Annotated in this window: 21 protein-coding genes; 10 read left to right on the top strand and 11 right to left on the bottom strand. The window is 60.4% G+C overall.

Annotation, left to right across the window (positions count from 1 at the left end):
* Positions 1-16: 16 nt before the first annotated feature.
* The 5 genes from ACI512_RS09025 to ACI512_RS09005 are packed head-to-tail and all read left to right on the top strand — an operon-like array spanning position 17 to position 5,751.
* Complete coding sequence (locus ACI512_RS09025) at positions 17-742, top strand: fimbria/pilus chaperone family protein (protein ID WP_231808598.1); 726 nt, start codon at positions 17-19, stop codon at positions 740-742.
* Positions 743-793: 51 nt separating this feature from the next.
* A complete protein-coding gene (locus ACI512_RS09020) occupies positions 794-3,265 on the top strand; it encodes a fimbria/pilus outer membrane usher protein (RefSeq protein WP_405121741.1) in 2,472 nt (823 codons plus the stop codon).
* Positions 3,266-3,271: 6 nt separating this feature from the next.
* The gene (locus ACI512_RS09015; RefSeq protein ID WP_236380419.1) at positions 3,272-4,417 is read left to right on the top strand and encodes a DUF1120 domain-containing protein; all 1,146 of its coding nucleotides are present in this window, start codon (positions 3,272-3,274) and stop codon (positions 4,415-4,417) included.
* Positions 4,418-4,427: 10 nt separating this feature from the next.
* Positions 4,428-5,054 carry a DUF1120 domain-containing protein gene (locus ACI512_RS09010; protein WP_236380420.1) on the top strand — a complete coding sequence of 209 codons (627 nt, stop codon included), beginning with the start codon at positions 4,428-4,430 and terminating at the stop codon, positions 5,052-5,054.
* Between the two features lie 46 nt (positions 5,055-5,100).
* Entirely contained in the window at positions 5,101-5,751 is a 651-nt protein-coding gene (locus tag ACI512_RS09005) for a DUF1120 domain-containing protein (RefSeq protein WP_405121740.1), read from the top strand.
* 22 nt (positions 5,752-5,773) lie between these two features.
* Here ACI512_RS09005 and ACI512_RS09000 read toward each other — a convergent pair whose 3' ends face one another.
* Both ACI512_RS09000 and ACI512_RS08995 read right to left on the bottom strand, forming a co-directional pair.
* Positions 5,774-7,039, bottom strand: a complete 1,266-nt coding sequence (locus ACI512_RS09000; RefSeq protein WP_236380421.1) for a CynX/NimT family MFS transporter — start codon at positions 7,037-7,039, stop codon at positions 5,774-5,776.
* Positions 7,029-7,688, bottom strand: coding sequence for a FadR/GntR family transcriptional regulator (locus ACI512_RS08995; protein ID WP_012722349.1), 660 nt, complete (start codon positions 7,686-7,688; stop codon positions 7,029-7,031). The genes ACI512_RS09000 and ACI512_RS08995 overlap by 11 nt, the downstream gene beginning before the upstream one ends.
* Before the next feature lie 158 nt (positions 7,689-7,846).
* Between ACI512_RS08995 and ACI512_RS08990 the strand changes: the two genes are divergently transcribed.
* Together ACI512_RS08990 and ACI512_RS08985 are read left to right on the top strand one after the other, a co-directional pair.
* A complete protein-coding gene (locus tag ACI512_RS08990; protein WP_236380422.1) occupies positions 7,847-8,158 on the top strand; it encodes a type II toxin-antitoxin system MqsR family toxin in 312 nt (103 codons plus the stop codon).
* Entirely contained in the window at positions 8,155-8,646 is a 492-nt protein-coding gene (locus tag ACI512_RS08985; RefSeq protein ID WP_064054814.1) for a type II toxin-antitoxin system MqsA family antitoxin, read from the top strand. Before ACI512_RS08990 ends, ACI512_RS08985 begins: the two co-directional genes overlap by 4 nt.
* A gap of 229 nt (positions 8,647-8,875) precedes the next feature.
* Here the strand turns inward: ACI512_RS08985 and ACI512_RS08980 are convergent, their stop codons facing one another.
* From ACI512_RS08980 to ACI512_RS08965, 4 genes are all read right to left on the bottom strand, one after another.
* Complete coding sequence (locus ACI512_RS08980) at positions 8,876-9,640, bottom strand: amino acid ABC transporter ATP-binding protein (RefSeq protein ID WP_003171943.1); 765 nt, start codon at positions 9,638-9,640, stop codon at positions 8,876-8,878.
* 11 nt (positions 9,641-9,651) lie between these two features.
* Positions 9,652-10,749, bottom strand: a complete 1,098-nt coding sequence (locus ACI512_RS08975; RefSeq protein ID WP_012722346.1) for an amino acid ABC transporter permease — start codon at positions 10,747-10,749, stop codon at positions 9,652-9,654.
* A 10-nt stretch (positions 10,750-10,759) separates the two neighbouring features.
* Positions 10,760-11,941, bottom strand: coding sequence for an amino acid ABC transporter permease (locus ACI512_RS08970; RefSeq protein ID WP_236380424.1), 1,182 nt, complete (start codon positions 11,939-11,941; stop codon positions 10,760-10,762).
* A 72-nt stretch (positions 11,942-12,013) separates the two neighbouring features.
* The gene (locus ACI512_RS08965) at positions 12,014-13,045 is read right to left on the bottom strand and encodes an amino acid ABC transporter substrate-binding protein (protein WP_010212954.1); all 1,032 of its coding nucleotides are present in this window, start codon (positions 13,043-13,045) and stop codon (positions 12,014-12,016) included.
* Positions 13,046-13,390: 345 nt separating this feature from the next.
* Here ACI512_RS08965 and ACI512_RS08960 point away from each other — a divergent pair, with 345 nt between their 5' ends.
* Both ACI512_RS08960 and rhlB read left to right on the top strand, forming a co-directional pair.
* Positions 13,391-14,047, top strand: coding sequence for an alpha/beta hydrolase (locus tag ACI512_RS08960; RefSeq protein ID WP_236380426.1), 657 nt, complete (start codon positions 13,391-13,393; stop codon positions 14,045-14,047).
* Positions 14,048-14,143: 96 nt separating this feature from the next.
* On the top strand, positions 14,144-15,613 hold the full coding sequence (rhlB, locus tag ACI512_RS08955; RefSeq protein ID WP_405121887.1) for an ATP-dependent RNA helicase RhlB: 1,470 nt from the start codon (positions 14,144-14,146) through the stop codon (positions 15,611-15,613).
* 147 nt (positions 15,614-15,760) lie between these two features.
* On the opposite strand, the gene moaE is transcribed toward rhlB, so the two are convergent.
* The 5 genes from moaE to ACI512_RS08930 form a co-directional block, all read right to left on the bottom strand.
* Positions 15,761-16,210: a molybdopterin synthase catalytic subunit MoaE gene (gene moaE / locus ACI512_RS08950; protein WP_064054810.1), complete on the bottom strand. Its 450-nt coding sequence runs from the start codon at positions 16,208-16,210 to the stop codon at positions 15,761-15,763.
* 2 nt (positions 16,211-16,212) lie between these two features.
* On the bottom strand, positions 16,213-16,455 hold the full coding sequence (gene moaD, locus ACI512_RS08945; protein ID WP_012722341.1) for a molybdopterin converting factor subunit 1: 243 nt from the start codon (positions 16,453-16,455) through the stop codon (positions 16,213-16,215).
* Complete coding sequence (moaC, locus tag ACI512_RS08940; protein WP_012722340.1) at positions 16,452-16,925, bottom strand: cyclic pyranopterin monophosphate synthase MoaC; 474 nt, start codon at positions 16,923-16,925, stop codon at positions 16,452-16,454. The genes moaD and moaC overlap by 4 nt, the downstream gene beginning before the upstream one ends.
* 88 nt (positions 16,926-17,013) lie before the next feature.
* Complete coding sequence (locus ACI512_RS08935) at positions 17,014-18,408, bottom strand: PhoH family protein (RefSeq protein ID WP_012722339.1); 1,395 nt, start codon at positions 18,406-18,408, stop codon at positions 17,014-17,016.
* A 339-nt stretch (positions 18,409-18,747) separates the two neighbouring features.
* A complete protein-coding gene (locus tag ACI512_RS08930) occupies positions 18,748-19,872 on the bottom strand; it encodes a polysaccharide deacetylase family protein (RefSeq protein WP_046034356.1) in 1,125 nt (374 codons plus the stop codon).
* 119 nt (positions 19,873-19,991) lie between these two features.
* On the opposite strand from ACI512_RS08930, the gene yaaA reads away from it, so the two are divergent.
* The gene (gene yaaA, locus ACI512_RS08925) at positions 19,992-20,771 is read left to right on the top strand and encodes a peroxide stress protein YaaA (protein ID WP_064054808.1); all 780 of its coding nucleotides are present in this window, start codon (positions 19,992-19,994) and stop codon (positions 20,769-20,771) included.
* Positions 20,772-21,460: the final 689 nt, after the last annotated feature.

Genomic DNA, 21,460 nt, shown 5'->3' with positions numbered 1-21,460 from the left:
TTTGGAGAACGTCTGCATGACCCTTTTATTCACTACTCTGCGTCGCTTAAGCGCCGCAGGTTGCACGCTGCTGGCCTGTTTCCAGACGCTGCCGGCTGCCGCTGACGGCATGGTGCCGGACACCTCGGTGGTGATCGTGCACGAGGAGGCCGGTGAAGCCTCGGTGGCCGTCACCAACACCGACCCCGACCTGGCCCTGCTGCACGTCACCCTCGAGGACATTCCCCAGGACATTGAACCCTTGCTGTTCGTGACCCCGCCCTTGACCAGGGTGGAGCCTGGCAAGAGTCAACTGGTGCGGTTTATCCTGCAAACCAAACAACCGTTGACCACCCAACGCCTGAAACGGGTGGTGTTTGAAGGCATACCTGCCAACCGTAAACCCGCCAAGGCCGGGCATGCACGTGTAGGTGTCACAGTGCGCCAGAATTTGCCGGTGATCCTGCACCCCAAAGGCCTGGCCACCAACCGCACACCCTGGACCGACCTGAAATGGTCGCTGCAAGGTGAGCAACTGTGGGTGCACAACGACACACCCTATGTCGTGCGCCTGGCTCAGGAGCTGCAACTGTTGCCCGGCGACAACAGGGCACTGCTGCCGCGAGCCTATGTGCTGCCTGGGGAAAACATCCCGATTCAGGCAAACGCCACCGGCGCCACCACCGTGCGGTTTCAACCCGCCACCGTGTACGGCTTCGCGGTCAGCGCCTATGACGCACCCCTGACACCTGCCCGGCCTTAGCCTCCTCAAGCACTAACCTGGGCCACCAGCGCCCACACCCGAGTGAGTTCTGTGAACACAGTCATGATTTGCCATGACGGCGAAGCCTTGCCCGTCATTCGGCCGCGCGCCCTGCGCCGTGGCCTGATCCACCCGGCAACCCGGTCCGTCATCCCGCTGGCCGGCGTCCTGTGGCTGGCAGAGGCCGTGGCCCAGCCAGCGGCAGCTACCTTCGACGCCACCACACTGCAACAACGAGGTATCGACCCGGAACTGGCCATGCTGTTGGTCCAGGCCCCGCGTTTCGGCGGCGGCAGTCATCCCGTCACGTTAAGTGTCAACGGCCGCCCGAAAGGACGGGTAAACGCCCACTTCACCGCCGACGGCGAACTGTGCTTCGACCAGTCGCTGCTGGATAAAGCCAACCTGCTCGGCACAGTGCCCGACAGCGACGAAACCCTGCGCTGCCATGATTTCATGACGCGCTGGCCCACCACCCAGGTTGAACAGGACACCGCCAACCTCGGCCTCTCGCTGATCGTACCCACCGATGCCTTGCGCCCGGTGGTGCGGGATTTTTCAGGCTATGAAACCGGTGGCTTCGCCGGCTTGATCAACTACGACCTGACCGGGCTGTACAGTCACTACGGCGATCAAACCAGTCGCTACGGCTCGGCCAATACCGAAGTCGGCTTCAACGCCGGTGACTGGATCGTGCGCAGCCGCCAAGTACAAACCTGGCAGGACGACGACTCGCGCACCACCCACCTGGAGGCCTACGCCCAGCGCACCTTTGCCCAGCAGCAACTGGTCCTGCAAGCCGGCCAGATCAACCTCCACAACCCGGTGCTGGCGGGCGCGCAGATCACTGGCGTGCAGGTACTCACCGAGCAGGCCCTGCAAGAAGAAAACCAGGGCTCGACCATTGACGGCATCGCCTACAGCCAGGCCCAGGTGGAGGTGCGGCAGAACGGTGCGCTGATCCACTCCACGGTGGTGCCGGCCGGGCCGTTTTCCCTCAGTGATGTCAGGCGCCTGGACAGCCGTTCGGACGTCGAAGTCACCGTCAAGGAGATAGACGGCAGCGAGCGCCGTTTCACTGTGCCGGCGGCCATGCTCGGCGTGGGCCTGCCCGCGCCCGGGTATTCCGTAGCGGCGGGCCGAGTGCGCGATATCAGCCACGACCAAAGCGCCGAGCCCTGGGTGGTCAGCGCCGGCTGGAGCGGCGGCGTGCTGCCGGGCGTGAACCTGGCCGGTGGCAGCGTACTCGCCGACAGCTATCAGGCCGCTGGCATCAGCCTGGGTACCCAACTGTGGACCAACGCCGACGTGCAGGCCTCATTGACCGCTACCGACGCGCGCCGCCACACACAACGACGAGGCGTACAAACCGATCTATTGCTGTCGCAACAGCTGAACGATCGCTGGTCGTTCTACCTCGGCACATCCCAGCGCACCGAGGGCTATCGCGAGTTACAAGAAAGCATCGCCGAGCGCTACGCCGACGAGCGCAATCAGCGTTATCGCGACCAGCAAAGCGCCGGCGTGGCCTGGTCCCACCCCTGGATGGGCGCCTTCAGCACCGGCTACTCGCGCTCGACCTTGTTCGATGGACGCAACAGCAGCCGTGCGCTGGCCACCTGGGGCACGCGGGTCGGCAATGTCTCGGTGTCGGCCAGCGCTGAATGGCAAGTCAGCGGCAGCCAGGGTCGCGACGACAGCCTCTACCTGAACCTGAGTATTCCCCTGGGCGAAAACCGTCGCGCCCGCACCTGGCTGCGCAACTCCGGTGGCGAACACCGCATCGGTGTCGGGCTCAACGAGCAGCTCAATGATCAACTGAGCTACCGCGCCGGCGTCGAGCGCGACTCCCGTGACCGGCAAGTGCAATCGAGCCTCGGGGTTTCGGCGCTGCCGCGCTATACCCAGTTGGACCTGAACTACAGCCGCGATGACGCCGAGCGCGACAGCTATCAAGGCAGCGCCCGCGGTGCGGTGGTGATGCATGGCGACGGTGTGACATTGTCACCGTACCCGGTGCGCGACACGTTTGCCGTGCTGTCGGTGGCGGACATTTCCGGGATCAAGGTCAATACGCCCAGCGGCCCGGTGTGGACCGACTGGCAAGGCCAGGCCGTCGTGCCGCAGGTATCGGCCTATAGCCGCACCGCCGTGGAAGTTGAAACCCGCACCCTGCCGCGCAATGCCGATATCAACAACGGTCTGGCACAGATCTCGGCCGGACGCGGTGCCGTCGACCGCGTCGACTTCGGCGTCAGCCTGACACGCCGCGCCCTGCTCTCCGTCACCACCGTGGACGGCAAACCACTGCCCAGGGGCGCCTCCGTCAGCAGTGCCAACGGTGAGTTCATCACCCTGGTCCAGGACGGTGGCCAGGTATTCCTGACCAACGCGCTGGAGCAGCCGTCACTGTGGGTCAAGGCGCCAGGGCAGCCACCGTGCGAAGTGCACTACCAATTGCAGGCCAAGCCTGACACCCAGTCGTACTACGAAACCGCTGCGGCCCAGTGCCGTACCCCTTGAGGAGCAATGCCTGTGATTTCCCGTTTGTGTCGCCCGCTGGCCGGGCTTGTAGGGCTGGCCGGGGTAGCCCTCGGCACCCCGGCGTTGGGCGATGAATGCCGGTTGAGCCTGAGCCAGTCGTCCGTGGATTTCGGCCAGTTCAATCGAAGCGTGCAAAGCACCCCGGCAACGCAATACCCGGTGGGGGAGCAACACCTGAGCCTGACCCTCGCCTGCGATCACGTCACGGACATGAGCCTGTTCTACAACGCCGTGAGCAACGGGGCGGAACGCTTTCGTTTTGCCGAGCACGGCGAATATGCCTTGCGACTGCGCAACGGCGTGTTGGACGGGCAAGCGGTGGAGCTGGGCGTGATCGCCGGTCAGGGCCAGCCGCCCGGCGAAATCGCCGCACAGTTGGCTTGGCGCCCCACCGTGGGTGTGGTGCCGGTGCGCGCAGGTGCGCCGGTGCAGGGTAAGACCTTCTCCGTGCAACTGGACATCAGTGCCTGGGCCGAGGAACCGGCACTGCGGGTCCGCGACGCGCTCGTCTGGGAAGCCTCCGGGGTGTTCGAAGCCTCGGCCGGGGCCGCCAGCCGCGAATTGCAACTGCGCGCCACCTTCGCCCCGACCGCCTGTGAACTGAGCCTGTCAGGCGGGGGGGTGGTGGACTTTGGCCGGATTTCACGCAACGACTTGAACAGCGGGCAATCGACGCGCCTGCCGTCCAAGTCACTGATGCTGAACCTGGGTTGCGATGCCCCGACGCGGTTCGCCTTGCGCATGCAAGACAATCGCGACGGCAGCGCCACGGTCAACAGCGAGATTTACTACGGCCTGGGCCTGGACCAGAGCGCCAACCGCATCGGCCTGTACTCATTGGTCTTCGACCCCACCGACGCCTCAGCCGACAGTTTCCCGCGCCTGTATCGCACCGACTCCACCACCGCCGGGGTGGCCTGGAGCCTCAGCAACGCCAGCCCCTTGCCGGTGGGTGCCAACAGTTACCTGGGTTTCAGCCCGATCGGCGGCAGCCAGGCGGGCCCGGTCGCCATTCAACACCTGTCAAGTCGGGTGACCGTGGAGGCGGTCATCGCCCCGACCAACACCCTGGACCTGAGCACCGATGTAGTGCTCGACGGTTCGGCCACCTTGGAAATCATCTATCTCTAGAGACTCACCGATGAACAGAACAGTGTTGACCCCTTTGATCGCATTGGCATGGCTGGGCAGTCTCCTGCCGGCCCAGGCTGCGTCCACCACGGACTTGAGTGTCTACGGTCTGATCACCCCCAGCGCCTGTGAACCCAGCCTGTCCAATGGCGGCATGCATGACTTGGGAAAAATCGCCGCGCGGGACCTGAATGCCGACCAGACCACACCGTTACCCACCTACAGCCTACAAATGGCGATCACCTGTGAGGCATTGACCCTGCTGGCCCTGGAGCCTCGGGATAATCGCCTGGGCTCCAACTACGATAGTGATAAACCGTTTAAATTCGGCCTGGGGCTGATCAACGACCAGCAGAAACTCGGTTACATGGTATTGCGCCTCCAAGCGCTGGTTGCCGATGGCATCGCCCTGCGGCCGATCGGCCAGACTGATCCCGTTACCTGGGCTCCGAGCGCCCTCCTGTCGCCCGACTTCCTCACGTCATTCGCCGCTATCGGCACCTTGGTCCCAACGCCGGTACAGGTGCTCAATGCAGAGCTGAATATCGCGCCGACCATCGCTCCGACAAACACGCTGTCCCTGGAAAATGAAGTGCCCATCGACGGTTCCGTGACCCTGTCCATGAAGTACCTGTAAGGCGGGTGACACCGCCGAAATCATCTCATTGTGTAGGAGCATCATAGTGAACGCGATTCTGATCCCCCTGAGCGCCCTGGCCGTGCTCTGCACCAGCCTCACCGCACAGGCCGCCTCCATCATCGACCTGAGCGTGAGTGGCTTGATCACGCCCACGGCCTGCACGCCGGTGTTTGTCGGCGGTGGGCTGGTGGACTTCGGCAAGATCTCACGTAATGACCTCAACCTGACGAAAGGCACACGCCTGCCGCTGCGGTACCTGAGCCTGACCGTCGGTTGCAACAACGCGACACGCTATGCGTTGCGCATGCGTGACAACCGCGACGGCACTGCCCACGTAAACAGCGAGATTTTCTATGGGCTGGGGCTGGATAGAAGCGGCAACAAGCTGGGGGTGTATTCATTGAGCTTCGACCCCAAACAGACCGCCGCCGATGGTTTGCCGGTGATCTACGGGACCGAGTCCACCACCGGCGGCTTGGCCTGGCGCACCTCCAACAGCAATCCCATCGATATCGGTTCCAGGAGCTACCTGGGATTTACCGACCTGGAGGGCAGCACGGCCGGGCCTTCATCGATGCAGAATCTGAGCACCACGGTCAAACTGGAAGCCACCCTCAACGCCCGGCAAAATCTTGACCTCAGCGAGGAGACACCCCTGGATGGTTCGGCGACGCTGGAAGTGGTGTACCTGTGATGCACCTCTTCCACGCCAGGCTTCAAACGCTTTCGCTGCTGACGGCGACGTACCGCGCTCGCCCCGCTCCCAGCCCCGCAATAATCGCCCCCAGGCCGAGCACCGCAAAGATCCAGCCCACTGCGTTCCAGCCGCCGGTCCAGTCATGGACCAGCCCGACTGCAAACGGCCCAAGGGACGCCAGTGTGTAGCCAAAGCCCTGGGCCATGCTCGACAGGTTGGCGGCCACATGGGCGTCGCGTGAGCGCAGCACGATCAAGGTCAGCGCCAGGCTGAAGGTGCCGCCCTGGCCCAGGCCGAGCAAAATCGCCCAGCCCCACAAGCCGTCGAGGGGTGCATACAGGCACCCGAACAGCCCGCCGAGGGTCAGCAGCATGACCACCACAATTGCCAGGCGCTGGTCCTTGCCTCGGGTGGCCAGCCACGGTGCGGCCAGGGAGCTGAACAATTGCACGATGATGGAGCCCGATAGCGCCAACCCGGCTTCAGTGGCATTCAAGCCGCGGCCGATCAGGATCGACGGCAACCAGCCAAACACGATGTAGGACAGGGATGATTGCAGGCCCATGTACAGGGTCACCTGCCAGGCCAGCGGGTCACGCAGCAACCCCTTCACGCGGTAAGCGACGTGATGGGCACCGTGCTTTTGCCCGACTTGCGGCAACCAGAACAGCATCGCCACCAGGGCCGGCAGCGCCCAAAAGCCAAGGCCGATGTTCCAGCTGTCGCCGAAGGCCTTGCTCAGCGGCACCGTGGCACCGGCGGCCAACGCAGCGCCCAGGCACAACGCCATGGTGTAGACGCCCATCATGGCGCCCGCCTTCTTGGGGAAATCGCGCTTGACGATACCCGGCAGCAACACGCCGATGACGCCGATGCTTGCACCGGCGAGCAGGCTGCCGGCAAACAGCCCGACTTCACCGACCGAACTGCGCAGGATGATCCCGGCAGCCAACGTCAACAAGATCCCCAGCACCACGCGCTCAGCGCCAAAGCGCCGGGCCAGGATCGGCGCCAGCGGCGCGAACAGGCCCAGGCACAGCACCGGCAAGGTCGTCAGCAAGCCGGCTTTGGCCGCTGACAACCCCAGGCTCTGTGAGACGTCAGCCAACAGCGGCGCCAGGCTCGACAGCGCCGGGCGCAGGTTCAGCGCCACCAGGATCAGGCCGAGCAACAACAACCATGGGCGGCGCACCAACGGCTGGCTGTGCTGGACAACCTCATCGTCCGCTTCGGCGTCGATCAAGAGTTCGTCGAGTTCAGGTGTGCGCTTGGCTTCAAGGTTCATTGATCAACTGCCGGCAGAGGGATTTGGCGCGTTCGGGGTCTTGGTTTTCCACGGCGTCGAGCAGGGCGATGTGCAGGTCGAACACGGCCTGGCGGCGCGGTGAAATGTTCAGGGTCTGGCGCAACTGGGCAGCGACGATGCGGGAGAAATACTGGTACAGCTCGCTCAACGCGGGGTTGTGCGCCGCGTCTACCAGATGTTTGTGAAACACCAGGTCAGCACTGATGTAGGCCTCCAGATCACCGTGATAAAGCTCGCCGCTGGTCTCGAGCGCCTCGCGCAACGCGTTGAGGTCATCCTCGGTACGGCGCAACGCCGCAAGCCCGACGGCCTCTACTTCGAGAATCTGCCGCGTCTCCTGCGCTTGCTCCAGGGTGCAGTGGGATAACGCGCGCATGGCGCCCAGCGGGTCGGTCATGGAACGCAAATAACTGCCGTCGCCCTGGCGGATCTCGATCAAGCCGGAAAACGCCAACACGCGCATGGCCTCGCGCACGGTGTTGCGGCTGATACCCAACTCAGCGGACAGCTCCGGCTCGGTGGGCAGGCGTTCACCGATGGCCCATCGGCCTTCAGTGATGCGCAGGCGTAACTGCTCAAGGGCCTGGTCGACCAGGGAGCGTTTGATCAGCGGGGCGATGTCTGTCATGGGTTCAGCGCTTTCGTCCAATCATAGGATGAATTTTCCTACAGCCTATTCGGAGTTGCCTACAAAGGCAACGCACTAGGGTTCTTGGGTGGGTAAAGGAGCAGTATTTTCGATTGGTAAAATTACCCTTTGAGGGTAATTATGGACTCAGGTGTCTTATGGAAAAGTACACACCTCATTACGATTTGGCGGTGATAAAGGCGGATGTGAGGCGGCTTGGCAGGAAAGCGTTTACCCGCTCGGCAGAAGCATGCGGCGACGCGCTTGGCTTTCACATCGAGGATATGCAGGAGGTCATCTATGAGTTGCAAAACTGGATGTTGTACAAGTCGATGACTACCTATAGAGACCACCGAGTTTGGCAAGACGTGTATCACACGCACTCAAGAGGCAGGGAGATTTACATCAAGGTCACTTACTCCCCCGTGGGTGACCCCCCGGTGATCTCCTTTAAGGAGAAGAACCTATGAAGACGAAAGACTGCTACATCTGCGGCGCCCCCAATGGGTTGTCGTACTACGAGGGGCGCAGCGAGACCATCAGGATCAAAAACATGGAGCGCCGGGTCGACAATCTTTCAGGCTGGGAATGCACAGTCTGCGGCGACGGCTTCTGGGACCCGGACAACGACAGCGCAGACCGATTCGGTGAGGCAAAAGATGCACTGACACTCGCCGCCCGAAAAATGATCGGCACCGAAATGAAACGTACCCGTCGCAAACTGCACCTTACCCAAAAGGAAGCCGTGGAATTACTGTCCGGTGGCGGCCACAACGCATTCTCTCGCTACGAACGTGGCGAGTTGCTTGCCCCTAAACCTTTGGTGCTGCTGATGCGGCTTTTAGATCGTCACCCACATTTGCTTGCGGATGCGAAAATCCTGGCAGAAGGCGCTGATCTGCGTGGCGCCTTCACCTACACCGTGAACGACGAAGCAGAAGCACTCAAGGTGTCCTAGCCCCAAAAAATAAACCCGGCACCAGGTCTAATTCCAGTCAGTTAAGAAGCAGCAAGAGCGAAAAGTAACCCGTGGCGAGGGCGCTTGCTCCCGCTGGGTCGCGAAGCGGCCCCAAAAATGGGACTGCTGCGCAGTCCAGCGGGAGCAAGCGCCCTCGCCACAGGTACGGTGCTCACCCTTAACTGACTGGCATTAGGCACTAGGCCGGGTTTATCGTTTCAAGCATCGATCAATGCAAAATCTGGCTCAAGAACAACTTGGTCCGGTCATTCTGCGGGTTGTCGAAGAAGTCATTCGGTGCCGCCTGTTCCACGATCTCGCCCTTGTCCATAAAGATCACGCGGTTGGCCACGGTGCGGGCAAAGCCCATTTCGTGGGTCACGCACAACATGGTCATGCCGTCTTCGGCCAGGCCGATCATGGTGTCCAATACCTCTTTGACCATTTCCGGGTCGAGTGCCGAGGTCGGCTCGTCGAACAGCATGATTTTCGGCTTCATGCACAAGGCACGGGCAATCGCCACACGCTGCTGCTGGCCACCGGACAGTTGCCCCGGAAACTTGTGGGCCTGCTCCGGGATGCGCACGCGCTCCAAGTAATGCATGGCAATTTCTTCGGCCTTGCGCTTGGGCATCTTGCGCACCCACATCGGCGCCAGCGTGCAGTTCTGCAGGATGGTCAGGTGTGGGAACAGGTTGAAGTGCTGGAACACCATGCCGACTTCACGGCGGATCGCTTCGATCTGCTTGAGGTCGTTGGTCAGTTCCACGCCATCGACCACGATGCGGCCCTGCTGGTGCTCCTCCAGACGGTTGAGGCAGCGGATGGTGGTGGATTTGCCCGAACCCGACGGGCCACACAGCACGATACGCTCGCCCTGCTTGACGTTGAGATTGATGTCTTTCAACACGTGGAACTGGCCGTACCACTTGTTGACGCCCTGCATCTGGATAATGCCTTCAGGGCTCACAGGCTGTTTGATCGCTTCGCTCATAACAACAACTCCTAACGCTTGTGGCCTGTGTCGAGCTTGTGTTCCAAATGAATGGAATAGCGCGACATACCAAAACAGAAAATCCAGAACACCAAGGCGGCGAACACGTAGCCTTCAGTGGCCATGCCCAACCATTTCGGGTCGGCGGCGGCTTGCTTGACGCTGTTGAGCAGGTCGAACAGGCCGATGATGATCACCAGGCTCGTGTCCTTGAACAGCGCGATAAACGTGTTGACGATGCCGGGAATGACCATCTTCAGGGCCTGCGGCAGAATCACCAGGCCCATGCTGCGCCAGTAACCCAAGCCCATTGCTGCGGCCGCTTCGTACTGCCCTTTGGGAATCGCCTGCAAGCCCCCGCGTACCACCTCGGCCACGTAGGCCGACTGGAACAGGATCACGCCAATCAGTGCGCGCAGCAGCTTGTCGATGCCCATGCCTTCCGGCAGGAACAGCGGCAGCATCACCGACGACATGAACAACACGGTGATCAACGGCACGCCGCGCCAGAATTCGATGAAGGTCACGCAGACCACACGAATCGCCGGCATGTTCGAGCGCCGCCCCAACGCCAGCATAATGCCCAGTGGCAAGGCGCCGGCGATGCCGACGGTGGCGATCACCAGGGTCAGCATCAGGCCGCCCCATTGGCTGGTCGCCACGTTGGCCAGACCGAAGATCCCACCGTGCAGCAGGAAGAAGGCGATGATCGGGTACAGCACCAAGAAGCTCAGCCCGTAGATCGCCTTGCGTTGAAAGCGCGAGACGAACAACGGCGCCACGCCGACGATGGCCAGCCACACGGTCAGGTCTACGCGCCAGCGCAGGTCGCCGGGGTAGTAGCCGTACATGAACTGCCCGAAGCGCTGTTGGATAAACACCCAGCAGGCGCCCTCCTTCGTGCAATCGGCGCGTGTGGTGCCGACCCAGTTGGCGTCGATGATCGCCCAGCTCAGGATCGGCGGCACCACCAGGTAGATCAGGTAGAACGCCAGTAATGTCAGCAGCGTGTTGAGCCAGCTGGAGAACAGGTTGGCGCGCATCCATGCCATCGGCCCGAACACTTTGTTCGGCGGCGGCATATCAGGTTTGAAAGTATGCGTACTCATGGGCGCTTCCTCACCGCTCGATCAGCGCAATGCGCTTGTTGTACCAGTTCATCAGCAGGGAAATGCTGATGCTGATCGCCAGGTACACGCTCATGGTGATGGCAATGACTTCGATGGCCTGTCCGGTCTGGTTGAGTACCGTGCCGGCAAACAGCGAAACCATCTCCGGGTAACCGATACCGGCCGCCAGCGAGGAGTTCTTCGCCAGGTTCAGGTATTGGCTGGTCAGCGGCGGAATGATCACCCGCAGGGCCTGCGGGATGATGACCTTGCGCAGCGTCGGCCCAGGGCGCAGGCCCAGGGAGCGCGCGGCTTCGGTCTGGCCGTGGCTGACGGACTTGATGCCCGACCGCACGATCTCGGCAATAAATGCTGCCGTGTAGACGGTCAGTGCCAGGGTCAGTGCCAGCAGTTCCGGGATGAGTACCCAGCCGCCGACAAAGTTGAAACCTTGCAGCTTGGGCATTTCCCAGTGCAGCGGTGCACCGAAGATCAAGGCGCACAGCGCCGGGATCAGGATGAACAGCGCCAGGCCCGCCCAGAATTTGTGGAAGGGTACGCCGGTTGCTTCGAAGCGTTTGTTGGCCCAACGCGCCATCAGCACGATTGCCACGATGGCGACGGCGATGCTGGCCACAAACGGCCAGAAACCGTCAGCGGCAAGCGCTGCCGGCATGTTCAGGCCACGGCTGCTGACAAAGAAGGTATCGCCGAAGTTGTGGCTGTTACGCGGCCCCGGCATGGTCAGGAACACCGCGAAGTACCAGAACAGGATTTGCAGCAGCGGCGGAATGTTGCGGAAGACCTCCACATACACCGTCGCCAGTTTGTTGATCATCCAGTTCGGCGACAGCCGCGCCACGCCGATCACGAACCCGAGCAGTGTCGCCAGGATCACGCCGATAAAGGTCACCAGCAAGGTGTTGAGCAAACCGATCACAAACACCCGGGCATAACTGTCCGATTCGGTGTAGTCGATCAGGTGCTGCGCGATACCGAAGCCGGCACTGCGCTCAAGGAAGTCGAAACCCGAGGTAATGCCTCGGTGTTGCAGGTTGGTCTGGGTGTTATTGAAGAGGTACCAGCCCAGCGAGACCACCGCCACAATCGTGATGATCTGGAAGAGCCACGCACGCACTTTGGGATCGCTGAAGCTGAGCTTCTGCTTTGGTGCGCCGATTTGATTTTGCATGAAGTGCCCCGGAAATAATGGAACAGAACATCACCCGGCGGTTGGCCCACCGGGTGACAGAACCATCAGCGATCAGCGCACAGGTGGTGCGTATTGAATGCCGCCGTTGTTCCACAGCGCGTTCAGGCCACGGTCGATTTCCAGCGGGGTGCTCTTGCCCAGGTTGCGCTCGAACACTTCACCGTAGTTACCGACTTGCTTGACGATCTGTACGACCCAATCTTTCTTCACTTTCAGGTCTTTGCCGTATTCACCGTCAGCACCGAGCAGACGTGCAACGTCCGGGTTCTTGGTGGATTTGGCTTCAGCCTCAACGTTTTTCGAGGTGATACCGGCCTCTTCAGCGTTGAGCATGGCGTAGCCAACCCAGCGCACGATGGCCAGCCACTCGTCGTCACCGTTACGCACGACCGGGCCCAGAGGTTCCTTGGAAATGGTTTCCGGCAGAACCACGTAGTCTTTCGGCGCGGCCAGCTTGCTGCGCTGGGCGAACAATTGGGACTTGTCGGAAGTCAGTACGTCGCAACGACCGGATTCCAGCGACTTGGCGCTTTCATCGGAGGTGTCGAAGGTGATCGGGGTGTACTTCAGGTTGTTGCCACGGAAGTAGTCGGAAACGTTCAGCTCAGTGGTGGTACCGGCCTGGATGCAGATGGTTGCACCGTCCAGTTCCTTGGCACTTTTCACGCCCAGCTTGTTGTTTACCAGAAAGCCAATGCCGTCGTAGTAAGTGATGAAGCCTGGGAATTTCAGGCCCATGCCGGCATCGCGGGAGCTGGTCATGGTGGTGTTACGGGACAGAATGTCGACTTCGCCGGATTGAAGCGCGGTGAAACGCTCCTTGGCGTTCAACTGGCTGAATTTGACCTTGGTCGCGTCGCCGAAAACGGCAGCCGCCACAGCGCGGCAAACATCAGCGTCGATCCCCAGGATCTTGCCGCTGGCATCCGGTACCGAGAAACCCGGCAGACCGTCACTCACGCCACATTGCACAAAGCCTTTCTTCTGCACGGCGTCCAGCGTGGCGCCAGCTTGGGCGAAACCACTGACACCCAGTACAGCCGCCGCGGAAACGATGGCCAGGGTGGATTTCAATACCTTCATTCAAACCTCCAGTTGCTCTTGTTGTGTCGGAGCTCGAACCTCAGCGCACCCTTATGAGGCGATATCGACCCGTGTTGGCTTTTTTTGGGGTCAAGCGGCATGAGGTTGTTGCGATCAATCCAGTTGCTATCCCACAAGCGGCAGTCACTGATAGTGTTACCGTCCTGAGATAGCGCTGACATCGTTCAACACATAGCAAGGCCCGTACCAGAGTGCCGGCTGAGTCGATTCAGCCCACGGTCAATAGAAAAAGATTCAACCGTGCGACATCTTCTTAACAGATCAACCCATCGCGCACCGTTCCGACGCACCCAATCGGAGCGTACGCACATTAATGGAGCAGACATGACCGAACCCTTGATTCTTCAGCCCGCCAAGCCCGCAGACGCCTGCGTAATCTGGTTGCATGGCCTGGGTGCCGATCGCTACGACTTCCTGCCGGTGGCCGAAGCGTTGCAGGAAAGCTTGCTGACCACCCGCTTCGTTTTGCCCCAGGCACCGACCCGCCCGGTGACAATCAATGGCGGCTACGAGATGCCCAGTTGGTACGACATCAAGGCCATGAGCCCGGCGCGGTCGATCAGCCTGGAAGAGCTGGAAGTGTCGGCCAAAATGGTCACGGATTTGATCGAGGCACAGAAGAGAACCGGAATAGACGCTTCGCGGATTTTCCTCGCAGGTTTTTCCCAAGGCGGTGCGGTGGTATTCCACACGGCGTTTCTTAATTGGGAAGGCCCCTTGGGTGGCGTCATTGCCCTCTCCACCTACGCTCCCACCTTCTATAATGAGCTGGAATTATCTGCCAGCCAGCAGCGCATTCCAACGCTGTGTCTGCACGGCCAGTACGATGAAGTGGTACAGAACGCCATGGGTCGCACGGCGTATGAGCACCTGAAAAGCCGTGGTGTCACCGTGACATGGCAGGAATACCCAATGGGCCACGAAGTGTTACCCCAGGAGATACACGATATCGGCGCCTGGCTGACCGCGCGCCTGGGCTGAAACCCGGCGTTTATGTAGCCGTATGACAGACGCACTACGCCGCGCCCGATTCTTGCATTACACTGGCCGGCGTACATTCCTTAACCAATTAATGAGATCACCGTGCTCAAAGCACTTAAGAAGATGTTCGGCAAAAGCGAGGCTGAGCCGCTCGCGCCTGATTCCAGTGCTCCAACCCCCACGCCCGGCAGCCGCAATGACGGTCAGCAGCCAGGTCGGACCGCACCTGTCACCCCGCCGAAGAAGCCGACCGTGAAGTCGCCTGAACAGGCAGAGCCGGTTGAGGCCGCTCCCGCGCCAGTCGCGTCCAAGCCGCGCCGTGAACGTGCACCAAAACCGCCCGTGATCCCATGGAAACTCGAAGACTTCGTCGTCGAGCCCCTGGAAGGCAAGACCCGCTTCCACGATTTCAAACTGGCCCCGGAACTGATGCACGCCATCCAGGACCTGGGTTTCCCGTACTGCACGCCGATCCAGGCGCAGGTGCTCGGGTTTACCCTCGCCGGCAAAGACGCCATCGGTCGCGCCCAGACCGGTACCGGCAAGACCGCCGCCTTCCTGATCTCGATCATCACCCAGCTGCTGCAGACGCCACCGCCGAAAGAACGCTACATGGGTGAGCCGCGCGCACTGATCATCGCCCCGACCCGCGAGCTGGTGGTGCAGATCGCCAAGGACGCCGCCGACCTCACCAAGTACACAGGCCTCAACGTCATGACGTTCGTCGGCGGCATGGACTTCGACAAGCAGCTCAAGCACCTTGAAGCCCGTCACTGCGACATTCTGGTGGCCACGCCGGGCCGCCTGCTGGACTTCAACCAGCGCGGCGACGTGCACTTGGACATGGTCGAAGTGATGGTGCTGGACGAAGCCGACCGCATGCTCGACATGGGCTTTATCCCGCAAGTGCGCCAGATCATTCGCCAGACCCCACCGAAGGCCGAGCGCCAGACCCTGCTGTTCTCCGCGACCTTCACCGAAGACGTGATGAACCTCGCCAAGCAGTGGACCACCGACCCGTCCATCGTCGAGATCGAAGCGCTCAACGTCGCCAGCGAGAACGTCGAGCAACATATCTACGCCGTGGCCGGTGCCGACAAGTACAAGCTGCTCTACAACCTGGTCAACGACAACGGTTGGGAGCGCGTGATGGTGTTCGCCAACCGCAAGGACGAAGTGCGGCGTATCGAGGAGCGCCTGGTGCGTGATGGTGTGAACGCCGCGCAGCTGTCCGGCGATGTGCCGCAACACAAGCGCATCAAGACCCTGGAAGGTTTCCGCGAAGGCAAGATTCGTGTGCTGGTGGCCACCGACGTAGCGGGTCGCGGCATTCACATCGACGGCATCAGCCACGTGATCAACTTCACCCTGCCGGAAGTGCCGGACGACTACGTGCACCGCATTGGCCGTACAGGGCGGGCCGGGGCAGCGGGTGTGTCGATCAGCTTTGCTGGGGAGGATGACTCGTATCAGTTGCCGTCGATCGAGACGCTGCTGGGTCGCAAGATCAGCTGTGAGACGCCGCCGACGCACCTGTTGCGCGCCGTGGAACGCAAGCGTCCGTAAGCTGAAATGCGATAAAAAATGTGGGAGGGGGCTTGCCCCCGATAGCAGTGTATCAGTCAACAGAGGTGTTGAATGTGCCACAGTTATCGGGGGCAAGCCCCCTCCCACATTTGATTTCAGCTGATGTTGAGATAGGTGTTCGGCTGGTTATTTCCAGCGATCCGCCGCTGCGTGATCGCTGTTGCGCCCCTCTACCCAGCGGGCGCCCTCAGGTGTGTTTTCCTTCTTCCAGAACGGCGCCCGGGTCTTCAGGTAGTCCATCACAAACGCACAGGCATCAAACGCGGCCTGGCGATGGGCACTGGCGGCGGCAACGAACACAATCGGCTCACCCGGCTCCAGCGCGCCGATGCGATGCAACACTTCCAACTTGAGCAGCGGCCAACGCTGCTCGGCCTCCACGGCGATCTTGGCCAACGCCTTTTCGGTCATGCCGGGGTAGTGCTCCAGGAACATCCCCGACACGTCGCGGCCGTCATTGAAGTCGCGCACATAGCCGACAAAGCTCACCACCGCGCCCACGCCGACATTGGCCGCGTGCATGGCATTCACCTCGACGCCCGGATCAAACGCCTGGGCTTGCACACGAATGGCCATGGTCAGCCTCCAGTCACGGGAGGGAAGAACGCCACTTCGTCACCCGCCTGCACCGGCTCATCGAGGCCGCACAACTCTTCGTTGCGCGCACACATCAGGCTGGTCTCGTTGAGCACTGCAAACTCCGGGTCACTGGCCAGCGCGAGGCGCACAGCATCGACGGTGGCGAACTCGCCCTCCATCTCTAGCGAATCAAGGCCCACAGCCTCTGCGTAACGCGCAAAAAACAATACGTTGATGCTCATGCCTGGTCCGCCTTGAAGTGCCCGCTTTTACCGCCGAGTTTTTCCAGCAGGCGAATACTTTCGATGGTCATGCCACGGTCTACAGCCTTGCACATGTCGTAGATGGTCAGCGCGGCGACGCTGGCAGCGGTCAACGCCTCCATTTCCACGCCGGTCTGGCCGGAGAGCTTGCAGCGCGCCACGATATGCACCGAGTCTGCGCCGTCGGCGCTCAGTTCGACCTTGACGCCGGTCAACATCAGCGGGTGGCAGAGGGGAATCAAGTCACTGGTTTTTTTCGCGGCCTGGATCCCGGCAATGCGGGCCACGGCAAACACGTCGCCCTTGGGGTGGGCGCCGTCGACAATCATTTTCAGGGTCTCGGGCAACATGCGCACGCGCGCTTCGGCCACCGCCTCACGGAACGTCACGGACTTGTCGGTGACGTCGACCATATGGGCGCGACCTTGGGAATCGAGATGAGTCAGCACAGGGATACTCCTGATCAGGAGCACCGATTGTAAACCTATCGCCGATCAAAATGTGGGAGGGGCAAGTGCCCTCCCACACTGACCGTATCTACAAGTGAGATTCGGCGTATTCGGCCAGAATCGAACGAGGCACCCCTTGCAGCGCGATGTGCACGCCGTTGGGGAAGTCTTTGAAGCGTTCCGTCAGGTAAGTCAGCCCGGAGCTGGTCGCGGACAGGTAAGGGGTGTCGATCTGTGCCAGGTTGCCCAGGCACACCACTTTGGAACCGGCGCCGGCACGGGTGATGATGGTTTTCATCTGGTGCGGCGTGAGGTTCTGGCATTCATCGATCAAAATCAGGCTTTGCTGGAAGCTGCGACCTCGGATGTAGTTGAGGGATTTGAACTGCAACGGCACTTTGCTGAGGATGTAGTCGACGCTGCCATGGGTGTTTTCGTCATCCATGTGCAAGGCTTCGAGGTTGTCGGTGATCGCCCCCAGCCACGGCTCCATTTTTTCCGCTTCGGTGCCAGGCAGGAAACCGATTTCCTGGTCCAGGCCCTGCACGCTGCGGGTGGCGATGATGCGGCGATAGCGCTTGGTCACCATGGTCTGCTCGATAGCGGCAGCCAGGGCGAGGATGGTTTTCCCGGAGCCTGCGGCGCCGGTCAGGTTGACCAGGTGGATGTCCGGGTCGAGCAGCGCATACAGCGCCAGGCTCTGGTAGATATCACGCGGTTTCAGGCCCCAGGCTTCCTGGTGCAACAGGGGTTCCTGATGCAGGTCGAGGATCAACAGCTTGTCGACCTGGATCTCTTTGATCCAACCCACGAAGCCTTGTTCGTCGATGATGAATTCATTGATATGCACGGCCGGCAGGTTGTCGATCAGTTGCACCTGGTGCCAGGTGCGGCCATGGTCCTGACGGGTTTCGACCTTGCTGACAAGGTCCCAGAACGAGCCGGTCACGGTGTGATAGCCGCGGGACAGCATCGACACATCGTCGACCAGTTGGTCGGTACTGTAGTCCTCGGCAGCGATCCCACACGCTCGTGCCTTGAGGCGCATATTGATGTCTTTGGTCACCAGCACCAGGCGCAGGTCCTTGTCGCGTGCGTGCAGGTCGATCAATTGGTTGATGATTTTGTTGTCGTTCAGGTTTTCCGGCAGCAGGCTGTTGGGCTCGCTGCGCTTGCTCATCAGGATCGACAGCAAGCCTTTGGGCCCGCTTTTACCGCGCTGGATCGGGACGCCGACCTCGACGTCTTCCGGCGAGGCTTCGCCCAATGTCTTGTCGATCAGGCGGATGGCCTGGCGGCACTCGGCAGCCACGCTGTGGTGCCCGCTTTTGAGTTTGTCGAGCTCCTCAAGCACGATCATCGGAATGGCGACGTGGTGTTCTTCGAAGTTAAGCAGTGCGTTTGGATCGTGGATCAATACGTTGGTATCAAGCACATAAAGGATTGGCTGGTCGGAAGAAGGGTTACGTCCATGATCATCCATACTCGGTCACCTTTGTGGGAGCCAGTCGACGCAATACCTGGGCGGTGCTGCGCCTCGATTCGACCACCGACTGCACCTGAGTGACGTCAAGCGCAGTGCCCACATGAGGAGTCTTGGAAGACGCCACCTGTGCTGCAGGTTTCGGCGATCTGACTTCGTAATACCGCAAAACCCATGACAGAAAAAAGCACTTTGACGTTTTTTTGAAGTTTATTTTTCAGGATGACGAATAGCACTAGCCGAGCACCATGGTCCCCGTTAAAGTCGGAAGTCCGCCTGCATCGAAATGTCGCACAAAATCACCCCACAAATGCCTCATCCCCAACAGGGCCGGGCATTTCAGCGAAAAGCCTCCCGGCAGTCCTGCCACCCCAAACCACTCTGCGCCGTTGCCTGCAACAAGATCGGCAAAGCCACCCGCGCCTTGTCCTGGGTGTCGTGAAACACGATGACCCCTTTGCGCCACAGCAACATCAGCGTCAGCACCCGCTGCGCCGACTCATCGGCCTTGAGCTTGCCCGGTTCGTCCTGGGAATCGATGTCCCACAACGCCACCTGCAAGCCCTGGGCTTGAAAGAAGCCCTGGCTGTCCGCGCGACGCTGGCCATACGGTGGACGGAACAGCGGCACGTAGTTTTCCGGCATCAGGTTTTGGGCCAGCGATGCGCTGCGGGTGATGGAACTCTGCCAGTCCACCCAATGACTGTGCGAACGGTACTGCCACCCCTGGGTGCCAACGCACTGACCTTGATAGAGCGCCTCTACATCGGCGACCGAACTACGTTCCACACGGGTTTGCAGGCTGCTGCCAAGGGCGAAGAAGGTCGCATTCATCTTCTGTTTGCGCAGGTAATCGGTGAGCCAGTCGGTATTGCCACTGACCGGGGCCGGGCCGCCGTCGAACGTCAACAGGAACAGGCGGTCATTGAATTCGTTGCCATTGCGCTCATGGTCGCCGAACAGTGCGACCTCGCTGCTGATTTGTGGGAACAGCGCAGCCTTGCGCAACAACTCGTCCAGGTAGCGCTCATGGAACACATGGCTGGGGTTGGCCCAGCCTATATAGAAGGAGTCTTCGCTTACCTCAAACTTGCCGGCCTGCTCGAGCAGATCATCCATGTTCTCTACCAGATAGCAGAACGAGGCGTCGACTTCGCAACTCTGCTGGGCGAACGTGTAGTTCTCCAGCAGGCGCTGCCAGAGTTGGCGGCGCAGGTCGTCGATGGCGGCCATGTTGATGATCTTCAGGCCCAGGCGCTGCTTGAGCGCGGCTTCATCCTGGCGCTCGCTGGCCAGTAGGCTGTGAGCGAACATCAGGATTTCGGCGCGTGAAGCCACATCGAACAGCGCCGGGCTGCTGAGCTTCTCGGGCCAGGTGCCACGGTCCAGGCTGGCTACATCCACCGGTGCCGCCTGGGCATTCAGGCAAAGCAGGCAAGCCGACAACAAAAGCGCTATTCGCACACAGGGTCTCCCTCTCCAGAGTCACCGGCCATCATAGCGGATCGCGCCTATCGCCATCATAGGTGGAGTCAAAACGCCCAACCCCCTAGAATCCCTCCACGTTTACAGGAGACGACTTCATGCTGATGGTGATTTCCCCCGCCAAGACCCTCGATTTCGAGTCAAAGCCGGTAACCCCGCGCTTCACCCAGCCGCAGTACCTCGACCACTCCCAGGAGCTGATCGAACAATTGCGCGAACTGAGCCCGGCGCAAATCAGCGAATTGATGCACGTATCCGACAAGATCGGCGGCCTCAACGCTGCCCGCTTCGGCAGTTGGACGCCCGCCTTCACCCAAGCCAATGCCAAGCAGGCGTTGCTGGCGTTCAAGGGTGACGTCTACACCGGCCTGAATGCCGACACCTTCAGCGACGCCGATTTCACCTACGCCCAGGACCACCTGCGCATGCTCTCCGGCCTGTACGGCCTGCTGCGCCCGCTGGACCTGATGATGCCGTACCGCCTGGAGATGGGCACCAAACTGCCCAACGCCCGTGGCAAGGACCTGTACGCCTTCTGGGGCACCCGCATCAGCGAGTGGCTCAATGAAGCACTGGCCGCACAAGGTGATGACGTGCTGCTCAACCTCGCCTCCAACGAGTACTTCTCGGCGGTCAAGCGCACCGCCCTGAACGCGCGGATCATCAACACCGAGTTCAAGGACCTCAAGAACGGCCAGTACAAGATCATCAGTTTCTACGCCAAGAAGGCCCGGGGCATGATGAGCCGCTTCGTGATCGAAGAACGCATCAACGACCCGGCCAAGCTCAAGCAGTTCGATGTGCAGGGCTATCGCTTCAATGCCGAGCAGTCGAAGCCGGACAATCTGGTGTTTTTGCGCGATCACGCACCGGAATAAAGCCCTGCTCCGTCCTCACCGACGCTAAAAATCAAATGTGGGAGGGGCAAGTCCCCTCCCACATTTTTGCCTGCATTCCACAGCTGAAATCGTCATTATTTTGGCGTCAAAAAATATTCAGACACCTCCCTAAAAATTCTTTCACTCGACATTTGTCGTTTTTTTTCGTAGTGGCACCAATTTTTTAAAACACTGGTGGCACAAAACTATCCCTTCGCGCCAACTCCCTATAACTACTGGCCCAAATAGCAAGTGCTATCAATATACTACCAGTGCCATCTTTCCTAATATTTCAAGAAATTTCTGGAAACAGGATGAGCGGCCTGGAACTTCGTCCTAAAGCACTGCTCATACCACCGGTAACGAAATTCTCTGTTCCTGTAGGAGATGACTTACATGGCGGACCAACGGAAGTAGCAAAGTTGTCACATTAACTTTGACTCAGTGGTCACATTACCAACCGATTAGTTGAGAGCGGCGATAAGGATCAATTGCCACGAACTATAGGCCAAGGCTGTGCTTACCCTAATGGGTCAGTGATAAAACCCAAGGCATTGATAGTTAAAGGCTAAACGCCTCTATCAAGGTCCTGTGGCACTGGCGCCAAGCCCTTCTCCCAGGAAGGCTGGCTGCATTTGAGGGCAAGCCCCAATAACAAGGCCAAGTTGCGCACAACTTGAGTGCAATAG

This window comes from Pseudomonas petroselini (assembly GCF_045037875.1).
GTDB classification, from domain to species: Bacteria; Pseudomonadota; Gammaproteobacteria; order Pseudomonadales; family Pseudomonadaceae; genus Aquipseudomonas; species Aquipseudomonas petroselini.
This window is presented reverse-complemented; position numbering and strand designations above follow the sequence as displayed.

Excerpts from the sequence above, each read along its gene's own strand:
- ACI512_RS08985 (WP_064054814.1), top strand. The coding sequence starts at position 8,155 with ATGAAGACGAAAGACTGCTACATCTGCGGCGCCCCCAATGGGTTGTCG.
- ACI512_RS09010 (WP_236380420.1), top strand. The coding sequence starts at position 4,428 with ATGAACAGAACAGTGTTGACCCCTTTGATCGCATTGGCATGGCTGGGC.
- ACI512_RS08970 (WP_236380424.1), bottom strand. The coding sequence starts at position 11,941 with ATGCAAAATCAAATCGGCGCACCAAAGCAGAAGCTCAGCTTCAGCGAT.
- yaaA (WP_064054808.1), top strand. The coding sequence starts at position 19,992 with ATGCTGATGGTGATTTCCCCCGCCAAGACCCTCGATTTCGAGTCAAAG.
- moaE (WP_064054810.1), bottom strand. The coding sequence starts at position 16,210 with ATGGCCATTCGTGTGCAAGCCCAGGCGTTTGATCCGGGCGTCGAGGTG.
- ACI512_RS08960 (WP_236380426.1), top strand. The coding sequence starts at position 13,391 with ATGACCGAACCCTTGATTCTTCAGCCCGCCAAGCCCGCAGACGCCTGC.
- ACI512_RS08975 (WP_012722346.1), bottom strand. The coding sequence starts at position 10,749 with ATGAGTACGCATACTTTCAAACCTGATATGCCGCCGCCGAACAAAGTG.
- ACI512_RS08995 (WP_012722349.1), bottom strand. The coding sequence starts at position 7,688 with ATGACAGACATCGCCCCGCTGATCAAACGCTCCCTGGTCGACCAGGCC.
- ACI512_RS08965 (WP_010212954.1), bottom strand. The coding sequence starts at position 13,045 with ATGAAGGTATTGAAATCCACCCTGGCCATCGTTTCCGCGGCGGCTGTA.
- ACI512_RS09015 (WP_236380419.1), top strand. The coding sequence starts at position 3,272 with ATGCCTGTGATTTCCCGTTTGTGTCGCCCGCTGGCCGGGCTTGTAGGG.
- moaD (WP_012722341.1), bottom strand. The coding sequence starts at position 16,455 with ATGAGCATCAACGTATTGTTTTTTGCGCGTTACGCAGAGGCTGTGGGC.
- ACI512_RS08935 (WP_012722339.1), bottom strand. The coding sequence starts at position 18,408 with ATGGATGATCATGGACGTAACCCTTCTTCCGACCAGCCAATCCTTTAT.
- ACI512_RS09025 (WP_231808598.1), top strand. The coding sequence starts at position 17 with ATGACCCTTTTATTCACTACTCTGCGTCGCTTAAGCGCCGCAGGTTGC.
- ACI512_RS08990 (WP_236380422.1), top strand. The coding sequence starts at position 7,847 with ATGGAAAAGTACACACCTCATTACGATTTGGCGGTGATAAAGGCGGAT.
- ACI512_RS08980 (WP_003171943.1), bottom strand. The coding sequence starts at position 9,640 with ATGAGCGAAGCGATCAAACAGCCTGTGAGCCCTGAAGGCATTATCCAG.
- ACI512_RS09000 (WP_236380421.1), bottom strand. The coding sequence starts at position 7,039 with ATGAACCTTGAAGCCAAGCGCACACCTGAACTCGACGAACTCTTGATC.